Source organism: Bacillus sp. JH7 (genome assembly GCF_001563515.1).
In the GTDB taxonomy this organism is placed as follows: domain Bacteria; phylum Bacillota; class Bacilli; order Bacillales; family Bacillaceae_G; genus Bacillus_A; species Bacillus_A cereus.
The window spans coordinates 167,987-190,836 of the sequence record NZ_LPUS01000032.1 but is presented as its reverse complement, the minus strand read 5'-3'; the positions used below and the strand labels follow the sequence as shown (position 1 = coordinate 190,836).

The window sequence follows — 22,850 nt, the reverse complement described above, 5'->3', positions numbered from 1 at the left end:
CAATCGGGCTTTTACAGGCAGCAGGGCCCCCACCTAACTTCTTTGCTTCCGCTGAATTTTGAGGTGGGGGTCTTACTGCTTGTTAATGCGGGATAAACGAATTACTTTTCCACTATTATAGTGTTTTTCTTTATAAATACACCTTTTGTAAATCCACTGACTCCAAACATCACAATTATATTAATTAGCAATGCGACTATACCTACATTCAAATCTTTTATATACTGCGGGAAACTCGGAAACATCGTGGCTATAGTTGAACCAGATAAGGTAATATATGCGACCACTAATAGCCCAACTCCCATTCCTGCAATAGCTCCTTGCTTCGTAATAATTTGACGTGGAAACAAACTACATACAAGTGCAGGGAAAAGTTGTGTAACGATACTGTATCCCATTAATAGAAGCGCTCCTATCGTTTCTCCTCCTTTAAATGTAAATAAAACTGCCACGAGCGTTACTACAGGCACAAATAATTTTGCCATCTTAGCAACTTGTCTATCTGAAGCAGCTGGAACTATCGTTCGATAAATATTTTTCGCTAACAATGTAGAAGCCGCCATAACAAGCATCGAACCCGGAACCAATGCCGTTAATACTCCCGCACTACCAATAATTCCAATAAACCAAGGGTCAAACGTTTGAAGAGCAAGTCTGAACAATGAAAGGTCTACATCCCCTCCTTTTAATCCCGGAACCTGTAATATAGCAGCAAATCCTGCAAAAAATACGAAAAGTAAAACTAAAGAATACAATGGCATAATTGCTGCATTTTTACGAAATACTTTTTCATTTTTTGCAGAAAAAGCAGAAGCAAATGTATGAGGCCACATATAGAAACCGAGGGCCGTTAATATAATAGTAGAAACAAACCAAGAAATACTCATTCCTTCTTCAGGTAAAGATAAAAATCCCGGTTTCGCTGCCTCTACAGCCTCAAACATCGGCTGAAATCCTCCATAATAATGATACGGTAAATATATACCTAAAAACATAACGATAAACAGTATCATAATATCCTTCAAAGCGGCCGTCCAAGCCGAACCATGTATACCTGAAACCATTACATATATAGTTATAACAATAGCACCAATCCAAACCGCAACAACAGGTGACACCCTTCCGTAAGAAGCTTCTGAAACGATAATTCCCAGTCCTTTTAACTGTAAAACAAGATATGGGATGATGGAAACAACACCAACAATTGAAACAATAATCCCAAGCGCTTTACTTCTATATTTCTTCGCAAAAAAATCCGACTGTGAAACAAGGTTATGCTCTTTCGCATACTTCCAAATCGGTGGCAATAAAAAATACGATAAAAGATAAGCTAAAGCGCCATAGCCTAAAATATAAAAGGTAGGTGCTCCTTTACTATACGCCCAGCCACTTCCTCCCAAAAATGTAAACGTCGTATAAATTTCACCTGCCATAAGGAGAAAAACAAAAATAGTGCCAAACCCTCTTCCCCCAACTGACCATTGCTCTAAATTCATATCTTTTCCATGTTGTGCCCGAATCCCTAAAAATAGTGCGAGAAACAAAAATAAAATAATGATAAGTAATGCAGTCATTTTACATCCTCCTTATTAGCAGGATCAAACACGTACACAAGCCCCATACAAAAAGATGTAATAAACACTGATAATAATACCCAAAATAATAAAAATGGCATCCCTAATACGTAAGGAGTAACTGAATTCGCAAATATTGGCCCAACTACTAAACAAAGAACTGGGATAAGCGCTAGAATGTGTATTTTCTTCATCTCATTCTCCTTTACTTATAAATTTCATAATGGCTGATACAAAGACTTCCACTCCAATCGGTAATGCATCTTCGTCAATCGTAAAACGAGGGTGATGGTGAGGATATATAATACATTTCTCTTTATTTCCCGCTCCGATAAAAAAGAATGTCCCCGGTGCCTTTTGTAAAAACGCTGAAAAATCTTCTCCAGCCATCGTCGGCTGTAAACGAACAACTCTATCCCTTCCATAAAGTTGTAAGGCCGTTTGTTCAATAAGCTCTGTAGCTTCATAGTCATTTACAACTGGTCGATACCCATATTCATATGAAAATGTATATTTCGCTCCGTAAGATTCCGTAATATGCTTCACAATCCGCTCAATCTTCTTCTCTGTTTCACCTCGTAATTCATGTCTTAAACTTCTCACTGTCCCTTCAATCTCGGCTTGCTCTGGTATTACATTATGAGTTGTCCCCGCATGAAATTGCGTAACAGATATTACGAGAGAATCTAATGGATTCGTGAGGCGAGATACAATTTGCTGAAGTTGCGAAACGACTTGTGTTCCGATTGCAATACTATCCACCGTTTCATGAGGGATTCCAGCATGTCCACCTTTTCCCTCTATCTTAATTTTAAAAACATCCGGTGCAGCCATTGCAGGACCATAAATAACACCTATTTTCCCAACCTCTAACGACGCCCAAAGGTGAGCACCAATAATATAATCCACACCTTCCATTACACCTGCAGCAACCATCTCCTCTGCACCACCAGGAAAATTCTCTTCAGCATGTTGGAATAGAAAACGAATCTCCCCTTTAATCTTCTCTCTTTCTTCTACTAACTTATATACAACCCCAAGTAATATCGCTATATGTCCATCATGACCACATGCATGCATTACACCTTTATATGTAGAAATAAAATCAAACTCATTTTCTTCATGAATAGGAAGAGCATCCATATCGGCGCGAATCGCAACTGTTTTGCCCGGATGTTTACCTACTAACTTTGCCATCACACTATATTTAGTCGGTCGTGACACTTCTAAACATGGAAATTTCCGAAGTATATCGAACACAAACTGCGATGTTTTTTCTTCTTGAAAAGATAACTCTGGATACTTATGAAAATGCCTTCTCCACTCAACTAACTGATTTTTTAACAAAACAAGTTCCTTTGCAACATCCATTTCTCTTCTCCCCTTCTTCACCAAGTTAAATGTTATTATAACGTGAATTGTTAACTTTTAAAAGAATGTTCTGAATTTTCAGTGATGATAAACTAAAAAGAAAAAGCCATCCAAAAGATGACTTTTTCATTATTATAAAATAGTAATTGCTTGTTTTCCCATTTGCTCCCAAGCTTTCTCAAATTCTGCTCGCGGAACAGCCAAACGTGGATTATTTTTAAGAGGATCATTTACATATACAAAGTTTTGATCATATCCAATTACTACTGCACTATGCTCATAATATGTAATTTTCACTTCGCCTGAACTCGTATTCCATGTTTCAAAACTACTTTCAGCTAGCGGCTTAAACGTCGTATTAATAATGACCCATACCGGAGAGCCTGAACTAATTACTTTATATATATCTTGCATGTCTCTACCTGTTAAATTAATTACTTTTTCAGGAACATATTTTTCTGCTAAATCAAAGATTGGTTTATTGTACACACCATATCCAGGCTCTGCCTTTGTATAAATATTTCCCACAAATCCCTCGTAAGGATTTCCACGCAAACCATTTTGTTCAAATGGAACACGATGAATTTCGCTAGCAAGTTGCATCTTATCTACTTGTACACCTTTATATTGCAGCAACATAGCTAAACTTGTCACTTCACATCCTCGAGGTAATTCTGGTAATTGTTTAATAAACGGAACATCTTCAATCATAGCTGCTTCTTTCATTTCAGATAGAAATTCTAGGCGTAGAACTTGCGCCTTTTGCATGATTTTATCTTTCCCTATAAAAAACGCAGCAGCAATTATAATCCCAAAAACAAAAAGATATTTTAACTTTTTCATTATAAACAAAACTCCATTAATTATTATTTTACAGACACAACTCTTATCATTGTACCCTTCTTCTTACTAGTTTGCTAGAAAGATCATGTGAATTATCGCTCATAGAATGAATTATAAAAATTCTAATTATTTTTAATAAAAAGAAAAATAAATATACATTTCCAGAATATTTTGCTAAAATCAAAATTGTTAACATAGTGAAGATATCACCATGTTAACAAACATTCTTAGAGTATTTAGTCATAGTTCGTTTTTTTACATACTCCATTCATTTCATAGCAAATAAACCGAGTGTGTGTTGCATCCCCCACTAATGATTAAAAACTCAGAATAAAACGAAGTTCACACATTCAAGAAAATACGGGGTGAGGGCATATGAATCAACAAATTGAACAAACAGATTTAAAACGAACAATGAAAAGTAGACACCTATTTATGATTGCACTCGGCGGTGTTATCGGAACCGGGCTATTTATGGGATCTGGTCAAATTGTCCATAATGCCGGACCTGGTGGTGCTATTCTTGCATTTTTAGTCGGTGGATTTGTTATGTATTTAACGATGTTATGTCTTGGTGAATTATCCGTTGCTATGCCAGAAGCAGGTTCATTCCAAAGTTATGCAAGCAAATTCATTTCACCTGGTTTTGGATTTGTTGTCGGTTGGATGTATTGGTTAAATTGGGCTGTTACAGTTGGCGTAGAGTTAACAACTGTAAGTATTTTAATGAAACGCTGGTTTCCAGACGTTTCTTCATGGATTTGGTGCGTTACATTTGCAGCGGCACTCTTCCTCGTAAACGCTTTATCAGCAAAAGCATATGCAGAAGCAGAGTTTTGGTTCGCAAGTGTAAAAGTCGCAACAATTGTTATTTTCATCGTACTTGGCGGCGCTGTTATGTTCGGTCTACTAGACTTTAATGGAAAGCCAGCTCCAATGCTTCATAATTTCACTGAAAATGGCGGGCTATTTCCAAATGGTGCATTAGCTGTTCTTCTTACGATGATTACAGTAAATTACTCCTTCCAAGGAACAGAATTAATTGGAATCGCTTCAGGCGAAAGTGAAAATCCTGAAAAAACAATTCCAAAAGCAATTAAAAACACAATTTGGCGAACTCTCTTCTTCTTCGTCTTAGCGATATCAGTTGTTGTAGGTTTACTCCCATGGCAAGAGGCTAATCTAGTCGAAAGTCCCTTTGTACTTGTATTTGATGTAGCCGGTGTCCCATATGCAGCAGACATTATGAACTTTGTTATTATTACAGCTGTATTATCCGTTGCTAACTCTGGTCTATACGCAAATTCTCGTATGCTGTGGGCGATGGCAAAACAAGGAATGGCAAGTCCAGCATTTACGAAATTAACTAAAAAAGGTGTACCGCTAAATGCATTAATTTTCAGCCTAATTTTCGCTAGCCTGTCCTTACTAACAAGTGTATTTGCGGCAGATACTGTCTTTCTAGTTTTAACATCTATTGCAGCAATGGCTGCCGTTGTAGTTTGGATGTCAATCGCCGCTTCACAGTTTTTCTTCCGTAGAAATTTCGTGAAAAATGGTGGCGACATAAATGATTTAAAATATCGTACACCGCTCTATCCACTCGTTCCAATCGTAGCGTTCTCGCTCAATTTCATTACATTTGTTAGTTTGGCTTTCATTCCAGATCAAAGAATTGCTCTTTATTGCGGCATTCCATTTATGATTATTTGTTACATTTTATACCAAGTTAAATATAAAAAAATTGTCACACTTGAACAGCCACGAACTGTCACACGAGAAATAAACTAAATATACAAAATATTCAGCTATCTTTCTTATCATAAGATAGCTTTTTTCTATTTCTTGGATATCCTGGTATAACTTTATTTATCTTAAAATTTTCACAATCACGTTTTTCTCTGGAAAATAGTTTACAATGTAATCAAGTTACAAATGATATTCACCTTAAAAAGTGTGCATTTGTGTCTATTTTTTAACAATATATCAAAAACTATTGCCTTCTATAAATTAATAGGTTTATATTGTTTTATTGGCATAGTTTCAATCCAAGGAGAAAGGAGATTTTCAATCGTGCAACTAAAGAAAGCGTTTTGGAAGTTGGCTTCGCTTCTTCCGTTATCATTACTTCTGTTCCTCGGTGGCTGTGATAAAAAACTCGCAGTATTAAATCCGCAAGGACCTGTTGCAAAAGCACAGTATGATTTAATTGTTTGGTCATTCTTGCTTATGTCATTAATTATCGCAATTGTATTCATTCTGTTTACAGTCATCTTGATTCGTTATCGTGAAAAACCAGAGAATATGGACTATGAGCCACCTGAACAACACGGTAACACATTACTAGAAATTATTTGGACGCTTGTTCCTGTTATTATCGTTATCGCATTATCGATTCCAACAGTAAAAGCAACTTATGCTTCGGAAGAGGTTCCGAAAGAGTCCAAACATATTAAACCAGTTGAAATTTATGTTACATCTGCAAACTGGAAATGGTTATTCAGTTACCCAGAGGAAAAAATTGAAACCGTTAACTATTTAAACATCCCAGCTGGTGTACCAATTCAATTCAAACTGACTTCTGTCGGCCCAATGAATGCTTTCTGGGTACCAGAACTTGGTGGTATGAAGTACACAATGGATGGCATGATTATGGATCTTTATTTACAAGCTGATAAGCCAGGTTCTTACCTAGGCCGTAGTGCGAACTTCTCTGGTGAAGGATTCACACACATGGAGTTCGAAGTTGAAGCAAAAACTAAAGAGAAATATGACAAGTGGGTTAAAGAAGTACAAGAAACTGCTCCTAAACTAACAGAAGCTAAGTACAACGAAATTGTTAAACCTGGTGTAGTTGGTCGTATGACATTCTCTAGTCACCACTTAAGTTATGTAGATCCAAAATCACTTGAATATTGTGATTACAACTACTACAAAAACAAAAAATAATAGCTATTATTCCAACAGATTGGAGTGAACACAGTGAAGCTTGATGAATTCTTTGTCACAGGTGACCCGATTATTTACGGTGCAGACGCTTCTATCGTTCTTGTGACATTAGCAATCATTTTCGTACTAACAAAGTATAAAAAATGGAAATGGCTTTGGGACGAATGGTTAACAACTGTTGACCATAAAAAAATCGGAGCTATGTATATTATTTCTGCGGTTATCATGTTATTCCGTGGTGGTATGGATGGTTTAATGATCCGTGCACAATTAACATTCCCAGAAACAACTTATTTAAACGCTGAACACTATAACGGGATCTTTACAACACATGGTACAGTAATGATTCTTTTCATGGCAATGCCATTCGTTATGGGATTAATGAACCTTGTAGTACCATTACAAATTGGTGCTCGTGACGTTGCATATCCGTTCTTAAATGCTTTAAGTTTCTGGTTATTCTTTGTCGGAGCAATGTTATTCAACATCGCTTTCGTAATTGGTGGTTCTCCAGACGCTGGGTGGACTTCTTACTTCCCAATGGCAGGTACAGAGTTTACTTCGGGCGTAGGAAATAACTACTACGCAATTGCATTACAGATTTCAGGTCTCGGTACGCTAATGACCGGTATTAACTTCCTTGTTACTATCTTAAAAATGCGTACACCTGGTATGACTTTAATGAGAATGCCAATGTTTACTTGGTCAATCTTAATTACAACAATTATCATTATTTTCGCTTTCCCAGTATTAACAGTTGCTCTTGCATTAATGACATTTGACCGTCTATTCGATGCTCACTTCTTTACGATGGCGAGCGGCGGTATGCCGATGTTATGGGCCAACCTGTTCTGGGTATGGGGTCACCCTGAAGTATATATCGTTATTTTACCGGCATTCGGTATTTTCTCTGAAATCATTAGTACATTCTCACGTAAGCGTCTATTCGGTTACAGTGCGATGGTATACTCAATGGTTGCAATTTCTTTACTAAGTTTCGTCGTATGGCTTCACCACTTCTTCACGATGGGTGCAGGTCCAGCGGTTAACTCATTCTTCTCGATTTCGACAATGGCGATTTCGATTCCAACCGGGGTTAAGATCTTTAACTGGTTGTTTACACTGTATAAAGGACGTATTCGTTTTACAGTTCCAATGCTTTGGTCATTGGCATTTATTCCAAACTTCGTAGTCGGTGGGGTTACAGGGGTTATGCTTGGAATGGCAGCAGCTGATTATCAATACCATAACAGCTACTTCCTAATCGCTCACTTCCACTACGTATTAATCGCAGGTACAGTATTCGCTATGCTTGCTGGATTCACATTCTGGTATCCAAAAATGACTGGTCATATGTTAAATGAACGCCTAGGTAAATGGACATTCTGGATCTTTATGAGCGGATTCAACATCTGTTTCTTCCCAATGTACTTCTTAGGTTTAGACGGTATGACTCGTCGTATGTACACTTACTCTGAAAGTCTTGGATGGGGATGGCTAAACCAAATCGCATCTGTTGGTGCGGTAATGATGGGTATCGGCTTCCTACTTCTTTGCTACAACGTAATTTGGAGTGCACGTCACGGTGAACGTGACACAACTGGAGATCCATGGGATGGTCGTACACTTGAATGGGCAACTCACTCTCCTGTACAACATTACAACTTCGCGAAGCTTCCTGAAATTAAAGAAGCTGATGCTTTCTGGTACATGAAAAAACGCGGAGAAACAGTTACACCAGCAGCAGAAGATATCAAACCAATTCACATGCCAAGTAACTCTGGTGTGCCTATTATTGCGTCTGGATTCTTCGGTCTTGCAGGTTTCGCATTAGTATTTAGCTGGTTCTGGCTTGCAGCAATCGGTGGAGTTGGTATTTTAGCTTGCTTAATCTATCGTTCATTCGATTATGATGAAGGTTACTATATCAGTGTTGATGAAATTAAAAAAACAGAACATATAGCATGAGAGGTGAAATGACATGGCGGCTTTAGATAAAAGCTTACCTTTGGAATATCAATCCGAACAAAGCAGATTGAATATCCTAGGATTCTGGATTTTTCTTGGGGCTGAAATTATGCTGTTCGCAACACTTTTCGCCTCTTATCTAGTCCTTGCTGGTCGTACGGCAGATGGCCCAACACCAGCGCAACTGTTTGAACTTAAAACGCTTTTAATTCAAACATTACTACTTTTAACAAGTAGTTTCACATGTGGTATCGTAATTCATGAAATGCGTAAGCATAACCAAAAAGCGATGCTTGGATGGTTCGTCCTTACATTACTTTTAGGTGCAGGTTTCCTATTCTTTGAGATCGAAGAGTTCATTATGTACATTGGTGAAGGCGCAACAATTCAAACAAGTGCTTTCTTATCTGGATTCTTCGTTCTTCTTGGAACGCACGGAGCTCACGTAACAGGCGGTATCATTTGGGCAACTTGTGTTATTATCCAAATTTTAAAACGAGGTTTAACACCAGTTACAGCTCGTAAAGTATTCATTATCAGCTTATACTGGCATTTCCTTGATCTAGTTTGGGTCTTTATTTACACACTAGTTTACTTGAACGGGATGGTGGCGTAAATGGCTCAAAACAACAATCAAGCAAACGGGCATGCGCATAGCGGATTCCCTTGGTCACACGTTTTCGGATTTATTTTATCGCTTGCATTAACGTTTCTAGCGTTATACGTGGCACTTTACACAACATTGCCACTTTCAACAGTCTTAACAACTATTATCATAATGGCTGTTGCGCAAGCATTGTTACAATTAATTATGTTCATGCATTTAAAAGAAGGAGAAGGAAGAGTTCAAATTCTTACAATGATATACAGTTTCTTCGTTGCAACTGCAACAGTTGGTTTAACTGTATGGATCTTCTTCTCAATGTAATGTACATGAAAAAGACTGCTGAGATTCCTCAGCAGTCTTTTTTTATCCCCTCCCCTATTACATCCACATTACGGAATTAACAACAGAATCATGAAAAATATACTTATTATGACAAATGTTAAGAAAAATCTTTCTTTATGAAATCGAATCCATATGCGTTGCTTTTCTACCTATTATATGGCTAAATAGGTACTATATTTATTTGAAGGGAGAGAACGCAATGGAACATCATACTTCTGTTCTATCACTTATGGTTGTCGTTGCAATCGCGTTTTTCGTTCCCCTTTTGTTACAACGCTTTAAATTAAAAGCACTTCCTGTTGTCGTTGCAGAAATTATTGCAGGAATCTTTGTAGGTAAAAGTGGGTTTAATATTATTGAGCCAGATATATGGCTTCAAGTTTTATCAACATTAGGATTTATCTTCCTCATGTTCTTAAGCGGTTTAGAAATTGATTTTTCTATCTTTAAACAAAAAGGGAAAAAAAATACGACAAACGAGCCAAATACATTTCAAGTAGCAAGCATTATCTTCTTATTTATTTTCATCTTATCTTATGCCCTATCATTACTATTCGTATGGCTAGGATTTGTAGATAATGCAATGTTCATGACTTTAATTATTTCAACTATTTCTTTAGGTGTTGTTGTACCAACATTAAAAGAAAACAACCTAGGAAAAACTGCAATCGGACAAATCATTTTATTAGTTGCTGTTATCGCAGACTTAGTTACAATGATTTTACTCGCTGTTTTCGTCGGATTAAATTCCGAAAGCGGTCAAAGTATGTGGCTCTTACTTATTCTATTCGGTGCCGGTATTGTCATTTACTTTATTGCAAAACGCTTTAAAAACATTCCATACTTAGATAGTTTAAAAGCTGGTAGTGTACAAATTGATACACGAGCTGTTTTTGCACTCATTTTAATCTTAGTTGGGTTATCGGAATCTGTTGGAGCAGAAAATATTTTAGGTGCCTTCTTAGCAGGTGTACTTGTATCGTTATTATCACCAAATGAAGATATGGTGGAAAAACTTGATTCTATCGGCTATGGTTTCTTCATCCCTATTTTCTTCGTAATGGTTGGTGTAAATCTAGAGGTGTGGTCTATTTTCAAAGAACCTTCTAGCATGCTAATGATTCCAATCTTAATTGTAGGACTCTTTATTTCGAAACTCTTACCATCACTCGTCTTAAGAAAATGGTATCCACGTAATATCGTACTTGGAAGTGCAATCTTATTAACATCGACACTTTCTTTAGTTATTGCGGCTGCACAAATTGGTGAAAAACTGGAGATCATCAGTCCAAGTTTATCTGCCTCTCTTATTTTAAGCGCAGTTATTACTTGTATTTTTGCACCTATATTGTTTAAAAAAATGTTCCCAAAAGTAGAAACACCAAAACCAAAAGTAGCTATTATTGGCGCGAGCAGAATTACCCTTCCGTTATCACTAGATTTAAAACGAGAAGATTATGACGTAACGCTATATATGATGCGTCAAAACAAAATAAATGATGAAGAAGCGAAATCACATGACTTCCCTATCGTGAAATTAGATGACATCACAATCGCATCATTAACTGAACAAACAGCATTTGATGCAGATCGCGTCGTTGTTGCAACAAGCGATGATGAACAAAACTTATTATTGGCAGAACATGCAAAAGAGCTAGGTGTTGAACATGTTATTGCAAGTGTAGAAGATCCACTTCTACAAGAAAAAGCAACGCAAGAACATATCGCTGTATTCTCAACAATTAACTCTACACGTATTTTATTACGTGCACTTATTGATAAACCTAGTCTCGTTCGCTTAATTACAACAGCAAACGAAACAGTACGTGAAGTTGAACTGCGCAGCAATAAATATAACGGCGTTGCGCTTCGCCGCCTCCCGTTTTTAGGTGATGTACTTGTCATTCAAATCTACCGCGGTAACAAAGCATTAATACCACATGGTGATACAAGACTACAACACGGTGACACATTACTTGTAACAGGTTCAAAAGAACATATCGATACACTAAAAAACATATTAGAGTAAAAAAATGCCCCTCACATAATTGAGGGGCATTTTTTTAACTTCATATGGTAAAATGTTACTATCACATATTATGAGGATGGATCACATTATGTCTATTGTAACTTTAGCTCTTTTATTATTAGCAGAAATACTCGTTGCCATTATTCTCATCGGTGTTAGTATTGAAATTTGTAGTTACGGATGGAAAAAATCGAATGGAATAAAATATTCTTGCCTCCTACTTTCACTCCTTCTCGGAACTGCTAGCATACTCGGACTTCTCGCCGCACCTGCTTATTTCTTTATACAATTAACAGAAAAGGCCTTATAAGAAAGGATGTTAATATGATTATCGTGAAAAATATTGAGGGATCTGAAACTTACGTATTACGTCAAAAAATTTTACGCCCCAATCAAACATTAGCAGATTGTAAATATCCTTCCGATTATGAAACAGACACCTTCCACTTAGGCGCATTTATAAACGATGAACTAATTAGTATCGCTTCCTTCTCAAAAGAAATATACCCTGACCTACCAGCCGGTATTCATTATCGTCTACGAGGAATGGCCACATTACCTGAGTTTCGAAACAACCACGCTGGAAGCTCCTTAATTCAGAATGCAGAACAAATCTTACAAGAGCGTCAAGCAAATATGTTATGGTGTAATGGCCGAATTACTGTAACTGACTATTACAAGCGATTAGGCTTTCAGGAGCATGGTGAAATTTTTGAAATTGAACCAATTGGCCTTCATAAAGTTTTGTATAAAAAGATATAAGAAAAGCTTTCCTCAATACGGGAAAGCCTTTCTTATATTTCAATCTTCTCTTTTTATTTTTTTCATATATATGTATATAAACAAACTAGGAACTAAAAAACAAGCAAACATAATAAGTCCTGTCATACTAATTTCCTTTATCGAAATATCTGGTGTTACAACGATACAAATAGCTAAAATCCCAATAATAATACCCACCGGAATGAATAATAGCTTCATAAAATAACGACGCGACACTCCGCCCGTATGCTCATACACTTCCACTGAATTTTTCAGATTTAAAAAGTTAATAATTATTATCCCGCCCATAAATACCATTAATAAATCCGAAACACTTTCATATCCTGCCCCTTGCAAGACATAGCGGTAAAAGACGATAGCTAGTATGACGATATTTTGTAAGATGAAAGCTAATCTAATATGTTTTAACCCTTCAATCATTAAACGTTCATCTTTCACGATTTTCATCCTACCACTCCTTTTCCTCCCAAAATAAATCATTCAACGTTTTATCTACTGCATAACAAATTTTTAAACATAAATCTAAAGATGGATTGTATTTCCCCTTCTCAATTAAACTAATCGTTTGCCTTGTAACGCCTACTTTTTCTGCTAATTGTTGCTGTGTTAAATCTAACTGAACACGCGCGACTTTTATTTTACTTACAGCCATTCATGTTCCTCCTCTATCTATATTGTAACATATATATTCCATTAAGTAATTTATATTTTACAAAACCAATTAAGTTTTCATCTTATCCCGATTGGTGCGGGCTAATACACAGTGAGGATATCCCCTACTGCCCATAGTTTCACTTTATTATACACAAAAAGGGAGCCTCCCATAAGAAGGCCCTCTCCTATATTTATATTATAAGAATAAATGACATCCAAATAAGAATGCAAATAAGTATAGTAATGGATGCACTTCCATCCCTTTACCCTTCACAATTTTCAAGACTGGATATACTAAAAATCCAATTGCGATTCCATTTGCAATACTAGATGTTAACGGAATACCTATAAAAATTAAAAATGCTGGTAACGCATCTTCAAATTCATTCCAATTAATATCTCGAATGCTTTGTGCCATTAAACTACCTACTATAATTAATGAAGGAGCTGTAATAGCGGCTACACTTGATAAAGAAGCAATAACAGGACTAAAAAATGCCGTTATAATTGTTAGACCAACAACTACAATCCCTGTTAATCCAGTTTTACCACCTGCAGCAATACCTGCTGATGATTCAATCGTCGCTGCTGTTGGGCTTGTTCCAAAGATAGAACCTGTAGTCCCGCCAATTGCATCTGCAATAAACGCTTTACCAAAACGCTTCTCTGTATTGTCTGTAATTAAACCTGCTTGTTTAATTAAACCGAGTAATGCACCTGTTGTATCGAATAAAAGTACAAGTAAAAATGAAAATACAACGCCGTATAATCCGTATTCAATTACATCTGAAAAGGCATTGATTGGGTTTGAAACGATGATACCCTCTGGTAAATGAGGCATCGCCACAATTTTATCAGCAAACTTCAATTGCCCTGTAAAGAAGGCAATAATTCCTGTCACAATCATACTAATAAATAATGCACCGCTCACACGCAATGTCATTAATACCGCCGCTAATATTAAACCAATTAAAGTTAAAATAACAGCTGGAGAATGAAAATCACCAATCGTAACTAAATTAGACGGATGATCCACGATAATTCCAGAAAGGCGCAATCCAATAAAAGCAATAAATAGTCCAATTCCACCTGCAATTGCATGCTTTAAACTATCAGGAATTGCTAAAATTAACTTTTGCCTAAACGAAGTAAAAGATAATAAAAGAAAAATAATCCCCGTTACAAATACAGCTGAAAAGGCAACTACATATGTAATCCCTTCTGCCTTCTGTACAACAGAATAAGCAAAATATGCATTCATTCCCATAGCTGGAGCAATAACAATCGGGTAATTCGCGAAAATCGCCATACCTACTGTTCCAACAACGGTTGCAATAATTGTTGCTGTAAACGCTTGGTCAAATGGTACACCTGCATCAGATAATATTTTTGGATTGATGACAAGAATATACGCAAATGTAAAAAAAGTTGTGATGCCAGCTAAAAACTCTTGCTTCACAGAAGTGTTATATTTTTGTAATTGAAACATGCTTATGTACCCTTCCTACACCTGAATTATTATCACACATTCTTTTTCTTACTAGTATGTGAGAAAATATAATACTTAATCTTAACAATCAATAAAAAGAAGAGTCAATATATTCCCTAATAGTTCGAATTTTAAGTTTAAGTCTGACAAGTACAGATGTAGTACAGTTCATTATGATTATTTTTGTAGCATAACAGATAGAAATGTTTTATAATTTTAAATAGTTAAATATTTAGTAAACGCATTCAAATATCGTTCACTCTACAAGGGGGATTCTTCTTATGCAGCACACAAACAAATCTGGAACTTTAAATCGTGGTTTAAAAGAACGACATATTACTTTAATGTCACTGGGCTCAGCTATTGGCGTTGGGCTATTTTTAGGATCCGCTTCCGCCATTAAACTAGCAGGTCCTTCTATTTTGCTAGGCTATATGATTGCCGGTCTCGTTATTTTTTTCATTATGCGAGCGCTTGGGGAAATGGCAATTGAACAACCTGTTGCTGGTTCTTTTAGTAAATATGCATATGATTATATTGGACCACTCGCTGGTTATATTACTGGTTGGAATTACTGGTTCTTATGGGTTGTTACTTGCATGGCTGAAATTACAGCAGCTGGCATTTACATGCAGTACTGGTTCCCTGATATCCCGCGCTGGACTTGGGCGTTACTTGCTCTATTATTAATGAGCGCTTTTAACTTCTTATCGGTAAAAGTATTTGGAGAACTTGAGTTTTGGTTTGCTCTCATTAAAATTGTCACAATTATCTGTATGATAGTAGTCGGAGCTGGTATTATTTTATTCGGATTCGGAAACGGTGGTATCGCTACTGGTATTTCAAATCTTTGGTCACATGGTGGCTGGTTCCCAAATGGATTTTCTGGGTTACTACTCTCCATGCAGATGGTACTATTCGCTTATTTAGGCGTTGAATTAATCGGTGTTACAGCTGGTGAGGCTCAAAATCCGAAGAAAACACTCGCAAAGGCAATTGATAACGTATTTTGGAGAATTCTACTCTTTTACGTTGGGGCATTATTCGTTATGATGGCAATTTATCCATGGAACGAACTTGGTGAGAAAGGCAGTCCATTCGTATTAACATTCCAGCAAATTGGTATCGCAAAAGCAGCAGGTATTATTAACTTTGTCGTATTAACAGCAGCTCTTTCTTCTTGTAACGGTGGTTTATTTAGTACAGGCCGTATGCTATATACATTAGCTCAGCAGAAAAAAGCTCCTGAAAGATTTGGTCGTTTAAATAAAAACGGTATTCCAAGCCAAGGAATTGTAGCAACTGCTATCGTTTTACTCATTGGTGTTATATTAAACTATCTCGTACCTGCAAAGGTATTTACATGGCTTACTAGCATTTCAACTTTTGGTGCAATTTGGACTTGGGGCATTATATTAGTCGCTCAAATTAAATTCCGTAAAAGCTTGCCTACTCAAAATAAACAAAAGTTATCATATAAAATGCCTTTATACCCATTAAGCTCATATTTCTCACTTGCCTTCCTTGCACTAGTCTTATGTATAATGGCGTATTCAGAAGATACACGAATTGCATTGATTGTCGGCCCAATTTGGCTTATCGGCTTAGCAATCGTATATTACATGAAAGGGTTTCATAAGATTGATGAAACACCTAACTCAAAAATTAGTTAAGCAAAACATCCCTTCCTTATTACTTGGAAGGGATGTTTTTATATCTATATAAATATTTCTCAACAAAATTCACGGTATTTTTACAATTTTTTAATATTTTTTATGTTTTCCGTCTTTATTTTTACAGAAAAATAAATTACATTATTAAAGCACATATATTTATTATTAGGGGGATTCTTCTATGAAGAATAAAAAATGGATTACATTTTCTTTAGCAACAGCAATTACACTAAGTATAGGGACCTCGTTCATACCGTCTACTTATGCCGAAAGCTCTGTAGACCCAGCTCCTGAAATCGCTGCAAAAGTTGTAAATCAAAACAATGGGAAGAAAGTATTATTTGATAATACACACGGTCAAACTGCTGGGACAGCTGACTGGGTTATTGACGGCGGCTTTTCTGACTTCGGAAACGGCATTGCAAAAAACGGATATCACGTAAAGGAACTTCGTAAATCAACACCTATTACGTACGAAGATTTAAAAGATTACAATGTATTTATCGTTCCAGAAGCTAATATTCCTTACAAAAAATCTGAGCAGGATGCTATGTTACAATATGTAAAAAATGGTGGTAGTATCTTCTTTATTGCTGATCATTACAATGCAGATCGTAATAAAAATCGCTGGGACTCTTCTGAAGTATTTAATGGATATAGACGCGGTGCTTGGGATAATCCAGCAAAAGGAATGTCTAATGAAGAAGCAAATTCACAAGCTATGCAAGGAGTAGAAAGCTCTGATTGGCTCTCTGACAACTTCGGTATTCGCTTCCGCTACAATGCACTTGGTGATGTTTCAGCGAAAACAATTGTATCACCTGAACAATCTTTCGGAATTACAAAAGGTGTTTCGTCTGTAGCAATGCATGCTGGTTCTACTCTAGCAATTACAAACCCAAAACTAGCAAAAGGACTTGTTTACCTTCCAGAAAATCCATCAAAATGGAATAACGCTGTTGATAGTGGCGTTTATAATGGCGGTGGTATTGCAGAAGGCCCATATGCTGCAATTGCAAAAGTAGGACTTGGAAAAGCTGCCTTTATTGGTGACTCTTCTCCTGTTGAAGATGCTACGCCAAAGTACGTTCGTGAAGATTCTGGCCAAACAAAGAAAACTTACGATGGTTATAAAGAAGAAAACGATGCTATCTTATTAGAAAACATCGTAAATTGGTTATCAAATAAAGAGACATTTACAAGTTTAGATCAAGTAAATGGTTTACAACTTGATTCACCTACAGCTCTACAGACATTTGAACAGCCAAGCTTATCAACAGAACCACAACCTGAACCTTGGGGTGCACCAAATGCAGGTTATCAATGGTTTAATACAAATACTTTCAAACCAGGTTCATACGGTTATAATGGTGCGGTAACAACAAGCGACTACGTCGTTACACACCCTAGCATTCTACCAAACAATGAAATTTTCCAAATGAAGATTCAAGTAAACAACTTACTACCTAATACAACTTATAACAACTATTCTTTAGGTATCTTCACTACTGGAGGAACACAAGTGGCTAAAGTACAAAATGCAAACGGCACTTGGCCATCTACTTTTGGATATAGCAGTGCATTTTCTTTCACAACAAACAGCTTAGGCTCTGCTGAGAAAGTTGTAAATGTACAGATTGATTCAAATACAATTGGACAAGCAACGCTTCGTCTACGCCAAAATACAACAACGAAATATAATGAAACTGTAACAATTAATAAGAAATAATAAAAAAGGCAATCCATACATGGATTGCCTTCTTCTCACTTCTCTTCCTTCGAGAAAAACATTCTTGAAATAACGATACCTATACTACCGACGATTAGGAATAACACTGCCCTAATCATCATCGATACCTCTGGTAAGTCAAGTAAGAATAACTTCCCTACCGTTACGACTAAAACGACTAAACCAGCATATAATATTTCATTCATATTTCTATTTCTTCCAAACCAAACCGCAAATAATGCATATACCATCCATAATAACGATACTGATACACTAATTACGCTTCCATCTGTAGATAAAACTTCACCGATTCTCGTAATTGTAATAAATACAATTATCATAAACCAATAGAGCACTATAGAATACATATATTTGCCGAAGCTCGCTAATACTTCTTTCGCTTCTCTCATGCAATAATAGAACGTTCCTATTAAAATAAGATGAGCAACAAAGCCTGCCGAAATAAATTGATCAAACGGGCTAAAAATAGTCTGTATCATTCCAATTGCGTAAACCGTCGCACTAACATACAATTTTATCTGTTGTTTTACTTTAATAGAAGTGACCATGCCGAGGAAACCTTGTAATAATAGTACAATCGCTGCATTCACTAAACTATACTCATATAAAATTGCTAAACTAAATGCTCCCATTGCGAAACCAAATAAGAGATTTGTAAATGTAGAATGTCTATTTTTCCTATATTCAAATACGAACATAGCGGCATGCACGATTGCACTAATAATTAATCCCCATGTTGTAAAATCAGGTATTTTTGAAATAGCTAGTATAAAGAACACTGCATTTGCACTAAATATCGCCAAACGTGGTTCTAGTATAAAACTTCTCTCCGTAAACATATGCCAAAATAATAGTAAATGAATCAAACCATATACAATCGTTAACTGTATTTGCAAGTTCTCTACTAACATTGACATAACAGCAAAGAAAACGAAAAGGACAATGGCAGCAACAGCGTAAGAAATCATATATAAGTATTTATAACGATTTTTCAACGCATACCATAATAAACTAAGTGTTAATACTGTCTCATATCCAAAGAAAATATAAGGATTAGGAGTCGTACTATTTAACAAGAATGGTACGAAGAACGCTCCGACCGCTACGAAAATAGTGAGATATTCCGATTGATATCTTTTCGCTAAATAAATACCTAAAATAACCCATGCAATATTACAGAGAAACGCGACACTTGCCGGAATAAATCCATATAAATAATGTGCTGCAAACGTTGTTAGAACAATCCCGGTAATACTTCCTCCAGCTAATACTAACCCTAACGCCTGCCGCTCTCTTTTAATTTGAATATCTCCTATATAATACAATCCGATAGATAATACGATACCAAACACAATTCGTATCGCTGGTGTTAATAAGCCAGCATCTACCCCTGCTTTAAATAACCAGATCACTCCAAGCAACATAATACCGACAAATACACGCGGTAACCATGTTTGACAAAACTTAATAATATTAAATGGCTCTGGTTTAAAAGCAGATATATCTACTTGTTTTACCTCACGTTCTTGCAAAGGCTCTTTTATCTTAACTATTTCTTCTTTTGGCTTTTCCTCCATTACCGTTTCAATATATTCTTTCTTGTTCTTACTAACATGTTGCTGAGCGTTTTCTACTTCTATTTCCCTTTGCTTCACTTTTAATTCAGCAAGTGCTTCTTGAATTGTTTCAATTGCCGTTTCGAGTGCTTCTATTTTCTTATCCAAATCCTTCTTCATACGCTCCCCCCTCATTTGTAACTCTCATTAAACCTATATATTACCAATTATCTTTATCATACTCTTAGTCTATTCATTTTCAATAGTATTTTTTCCAAAAAAGAAAGGCGTCTTCCAAAATCGGAAAACACCTTTTTACTCAGTTATTCTTATTTAAAACAATGCTAACGATGAAACCAAGACACATGCCTACAATAGCTGGAACAATCCACCCAACACCTTCTGTATAAAACGGAATGTATTTTAATGCTGACGTCCACTGATTCATCATTACATTTTTATTTAAAATATCAATTGCACTAAATATCGCTACAACCAAAACAGTTACTGCATATACGTATGCATACTTTCCAATATACTTATGGAATAACCCTAGAATAATAAGAGTTAATGCAATTGGATAAATAAATCCAAGAATTGGAACTGATACTTTTAAAATTTGCGTTAATCCTAAATTAGCTAAGATCATACTAACAACGCTTACTATAAATGCCCACACTTTATAAGATACTTTCGGAAATGCACTCGCAAAAAATTGACTACAAGACGTAACAAGTCCAATTGAAACACATAAACATGCGATAGTAAAAATAAGACCTAATAAAACGACTCCGCCCTGCCCAAATAATGTAGTCATAACTTGCGCTAACACTTTCGCACCGTTATCGAATGTTCCTAATGAGCCACTAATTGCCCCCACATATCCAAGGATGACATAAATAATCGATAATAATAATCCTGCCACAATGCCAGCAATACTCATATATTTCGCTAAACTTTTATCATCTTCAATATCTTTTGCACGTAATGCATTTGCAATAACAATTCCAAAGATTAAAGCAGCTAACGCATCCATTGTTAAATATCCATCTAAAAACCCTTGAAACATAGGAGCTTGTCCATAGTTCCCTATTGGTTCTTTCATATTTCCTACCGGTGTAAACATACTCTTTATAAAAATAAGTGCAATCATACATAATAATAACGGCGTCAATACTTTTCCAAACAATCCCATTAATTTAGATGGAGATAAACTTAACCAGTAAACAATACTAAAGAAAATAACTGTGTAAAACAACAATAGTCCGCTTCCTGCTTCAGGGAATAACTGACCTGGCCCCATTTCAAAAGCTAAACTTCCCGCACGTGGTATACCAAGCCCAGGTCCAATAAATACATACACGATACATGGAAAAATAATTGCAAATGAAGAATGAACCCTACCCGCTAACGTTTGAAAACTTCCTGCTTTTGCAATAGAGATAACACCTAATATAGGAAGACCTGTTGCTGATATAATAAACCCTACTAATGAAATCCAAACATGTTCTCCTGCTTCATACCCAAGGAAAGGTGGAAATATAAGATTCCCTGCTCCAAAGAACATAGAGAATAACATAAGGCTAATAAGTAAAATTTCTTTTTTCTGTAACAATTTCATTTCTTTCTCCTTCTTTAATTTCATCTTTTATGAAATCAATTTCACATATAAAAAAGTACAATAACCCGCTTCCTTACAAAGAAAACATAGTCCATAGTCTATCACAAAAGAAACACCCATTCTATAGCTATTCCTCTTTTCCAATTTCTTCTGAAAAATCAACCTTTATTGACTTATAATAGTTAATAAGGTAAAATATTAAATGTACAAAATTATTAACTTTGTTTTTGTTTGTGTCAGGAGGAAAATAACATGGAATCAGCGATACAACTAGAAAGAGAACAACAAAGAAAAAAGAAACATCCTCCAGGTTTATACTTACTCTTCTTTACAGAAATGTGGGAAAGATTTAGTTACTATGGATTACGAGGATTATTAACATTATATTTAACGACAGCTTTAGTAAGCGGTGGTCTTGGGTTTAGTCCCGCATGGGCACTCTCTATTTACGGATTTTATACTGGAGCCTGTTATTTCACACCAATGATTGGTGGATACTTAACAGACCGTTTTCTAGGTAGACGAAAAGCAATCACAATTGGTGGTATAACAATGGCAATCGGTAACCTTACACTATTTGCCTTGCAAAACCAATTAGGTCTATACCTCGGATTAGCGCTTATTATTATAGGTAACGGATTCTTCAAACCGAACATCTCTACACTGGTTGGAGAATTATACGAAGAGAACGATCCAAAACGTGATAGTGCATTTACCATTTTCTATATGGGTATTAACGTCGGGTCATTTTTAGCTCCACTCGTTTGCGGATTTTTATCAGAAAATTTATTCAAAACAACAGTTGATGGCGTTGTACATTACGGATTCCGTTACGGTTTCTTAGCCGCTTCAATCGGAATGATCATTGGACAAATTTTATTTACAACACTATCAAATCGCTTCCTTGGTAATATCGGTAAAAAACCAACTCGCGATTTACAAACAGCTGCTGGACAACCATCAGTAGGAGATACACCGTTAACCAAAAAAGAAAAACAACGTACCGCAGTTATTGTCATTTTAACATGCTTCGTTGTCTTCTTCTGGGCTGGCTTTGAACAAGCTGGTAGCTCATTAACATTATATACAAACAAATTTGTAGACCGCTCTGTGTTCGGATGGGAAGTTCCAACATCTTGGTTCCAATCGGTCAATCCATTATTTATTATTTTACTTGCTCCAGTCATTTCTGCATTATGGGCAAAACTTGCAACTCGCAAGCAGGGTGATTTAAAAATCCCAACTAAAATGGGACTTGGTATGATCTTACTCGGTATCGGTTATATCATTCTCGTTATCGCTACATTAAAAACAGGTAGTGATGAACATAACATTACAGAAAAAGCAAACTTACTGTTTATCGTCTTTACGTATCTTTTCCATACGTTAGGTGAGCTATTCTTATCACCTGTCGGACTATCAATGGTTAGTTCGCTTGCTCCGGTAAAATTAGCATCTTTATTAATGGGTGTATGGCTAGCAAGTTCAGGTATCGCCAACATTTTAGGCGGACAACTTGCAAGCTTCACAACTTCACTTGGATACGCTGAAGTATTCACAGTTATTGGCGCTGTGGCAATTGTATTAGGCTGTGTTTTATTATTAATTTCTAAGAAATTAGTGAAATGGATGGATTAAAAA

General features: G+C 36.2%; 20 protein-coding genes. 11 read left to right on the top strand and 9 right to left on the bottom strand.

What is annotated here, in order from left to right:
• Positions 1 to 101: 101 nt before the first annotated feature.
• From AU379_RS26920 to AU379_RS26905, 4 genes are all read right to left on the bottom strand, one after another.
• The gene (locus AU379_RS26920; protein ID WP_000125933.1) at positions 102 to 1,574 is read right to left on the bottom strand and encodes a sodium:solute symporter; all 1,473 of its coding nucleotides are present in this window, start codon (positions 1,572 to 1,574) and stop codon (positions 102 to 104) included.
• A complete protein-coding gene (locus AU379_RS26915) occupies positions 1,571 to 1,768 on the bottom strand; it encodes a DUF3311 domain-containing protein (protein WP_000719833.1) in 198 nt (65 codons plus the stop codon). The genes AU379_RS26920 and AU379_RS26915 overlap by 4 nt, the downstream gene beginning before the upstream one ends.
• 1 nt (position 1,769) lies before the next feature.
• The gene (locus AU379_RS26910) at positions 1,770 to 2,945 is read right to left on the bottom strand and encodes an amidohydrolase (RefSeq protein WP_061140061.1); all 1,176 of its coding nucleotides are present in this window, start codon (positions 2,943 to 2,945) and stop codon (positions 1,770 to 1,772) included.
• A gap of 132 nt (positions 2,946 to 3,077) precedes the next feature.
• Positions 3,078 to 3,788, bottom strand: coding sequence for a C39 family peptidase (locus AU379_RS26905; protein ID WP_000734482.1), 711 nt, complete (start codon positions 3,786 to 3,788; stop codon positions 3,078 to 3,080).
• Positions 3,789 to 4,163: 375 nt separating this feature from the next.
• On the opposite strand from AU379_RS26905, the gene AU379_RS26900 reads away from it, so the two are divergent.
• From AU379_RS26900 to AU379_RS26865, 8 genes are all read left to right on the top strand, one after another.
• Entirely contained in the window at positions 4,164 to 5,579 is a 1,416-nt protein-coding gene (locus AU379_RS26900) for an amino acid permease (RefSeq protein WP_033696838.1), read from the top strand.
• A 282-nt stretch (positions 5,580 to 5,861) separates the two neighbouring features.
• The gene (locus AU379_RS26895; RefSeq protein WP_001176165.1) at positions 5,862 to 6,737 is read left to right on the top strand and encodes a cytochrome aa3 quinol oxidase subunit II; all 876 of its coding nucleotides are present in this window, start codon (positions 5,862 to 5,864) and stop codon (positions 6,735 to 6,737) included.
• 33 nt (positions 6,738 to 6,770) lie between these two features.
• On the top strand, positions 6,771 to 8,705 hold the full coding sequence (qoxB, locus tag AU379_RS26890; protein ID WP_000762367.1) for a cytochrome aa3 quinol oxidase subunit I: 1,935 nt from the start codon (positions 6,771 to 6,773) through the stop codon (positions 8,703 to 8,705).
• 13 nt (positions 8,706 to 8,718) lie between these two features.
• Complete coding sequence (gene qoxC, locus AU379_RS26885; protein ID WP_000729318.1) at positions 8,719 to 9,321, top strand: cytochrome aa3 quinol oxidase subunit III; 603 nt, start codon at positions 8,719 to 8,721, stop codon at positions 9,319 to 9,321.
• The gene (qoxD, locus tag AU379_RS26880) at positions 9,322 to 9,633 is read left to right on the top strand and encodes a cytochrome aa3 quinol oxidase subunit IV (RefSeq protein WP_000068425.1); all 312 of its coding nucleotides are present in this window, start codon (positions 9,322 to 9,324) and stop codon (positions 9,631 to 9,633) included.
• A gap of 220 nt (positions 9,634 to 9,853) precedes the next feature.
• A complete protein-coding gene (locus AU379_RS26875) occupies positions 9,854 to 11,683 on the top strand; it encodes a monovalent cation:proton antiporter family protein (protein WP_000399972.1) in 1,830 nt (609 codons plus the stop codon).
• A 52-nt stretch (positions 11,684 to 11,735) separates the two neighbouring features.
• A complete protein-coding gene (locus AU379_RS26870; protein ID WP_044129536.1) occupies positions 11,736 to 11,993 on the top strand; it encodes a DUF4022 family protein in 258 nt (85 codons plus the stop codon).
• Between the two features lie 14 nt (positions 11,994 to 12,007).
• The gene (locus AU379_RS26865) at positions 12,008 to 12,445 is read left to right on the top strand and encodes a GNAT family N-acetyltransferase (RefSeq protein WP_000587680.1); all 438 of its coding nucleotides are present in this window, start codon (positions 12,008 to 12,010) and stop codon (positions 12,443 to 12,445) included.
• Between the two features lie 39 nt (positions 12,446 to 12,484).
• Here AU379_RS26865 and AU379_RS26860 read toward each other — a convergent pair whose 3' ends face one another.
• The 3 genes from AU379_RS26860 to AU379_RS26850 form a co-directional block, all read right to left on the bottom strand.
• A complete protein-coding gene (locus AU379_RS26860; protein ID WP_000706629.1) occupies positions 12,485 to 12,913 on the bottom strand; it encodes a hypothetical protein in 429 nt (142 codons plus the stop codon).
• A 1-nt stretch (position 12,914) separates the two neighbouring features.
• Positions 12,915 to 13,118: a helix-turn-helix transcriptional regulator gene (locus AU379_RS26855; RefSeq protein ID WP_000301183.1), complete on the bottom strand. Its 204-nt coding sequence runs from the start codon at positions 13,116 to 13,118 to the stop codon at positions 12,915 to 12,917.
• 198 nt (positions 13,119 to 13,316) lie between these two features.
• Complete coding sequence (locus AU379_RS26850; protein WP_000487191.1) at positions 13,317 to 14,609, bottom strand: NCS2 family permease; 1,293 nt, start codon at positions 14,607 to 14,609, stop codon at positions 13,317 to 13,319.
• Between the two features lie 281 nt (positions 14,610 to 14,890).
• Here AU379_RS26850 and AU379_RS26845 point away from each other — a divergent pair, with 281 nt between their 5' ends.
• Positions 14,891 to 16,282 (top strand): amino acid permease, encoded by a 1,392-nt coding sequence (locus AU379_RS26845; RefSeq protein WP_001164895.1) that lies wholly within the window; start codon positions 14,891 to 14,893, stop codon positions 16,280 to 16,282.
• 181 nt (positions 16,283 to 16,463) lie between these two features.
• Positions 16,464 to 18,011, top strand: a complete 1,548-nt coding sequence (locus AU379_RS26840) for a DNA-binding protein (protein WP_000791508.1) — start codon at positions 16,464 to 16,466, stop codon at positions 18,009 to 18,011.
• Between the two features lie 35 nt (positions 18,012 to 18,046).
• Here the strand turns inward: AU379_RS26840 and AU379_RS26835 are convergent, their stop codons facing one another.
• Together AU379_RS26835 and brnQ are read right to left on the bottom strand one after the other, a co-directional pair.
• Positions 18,047 to 19,768 carry a DUF2339 domain-containing protein gene (locus tag AU379_RS26835; RefSeq protein ID WP_000710924.1) on the bottom strand — a complete coding sequence of 574 codons (1,722 nt, stop codon included), beginning with the start codon at positions 19,766 to 19,768 and terminating at the stop codon, positions 18,047 to 18,049.
• 139 nt (positions 19,769 to 19,907) lie between these two features.
• The gene (brnQ, locus tag AU379_RS26830; RefSeq protein ID WP_061140060.1) at positions 19,908 to 21,209 is read right to left on the bottom strand and encodes a branched-chain amino acid transport system II carrier protein; all 1,302 of its coding nucleotides are present in this window, start codon (positions 21,207 to 21,209) and stop codon (positions 19,908 to 19,910) included.
• A gap of 252 nt (positions 21,210 to 21,461) precedes the next feature.
• Here brnQ and AU379_RS26825 point away from each other — a divergent pair, with 252 nt between their 5' ends.
• A complete protein-coding gene (locus AU379_RS26825; RefSeq protein WP_044584139.1) occupies positions 21,462 to 22,847 on the top strand; it encodes a peptide MFS transporter in 1,386 nt (461 codons plus the stop codon).
• Positions 22,848 to 22,850 lie beyond the last annotated feature (3 nt).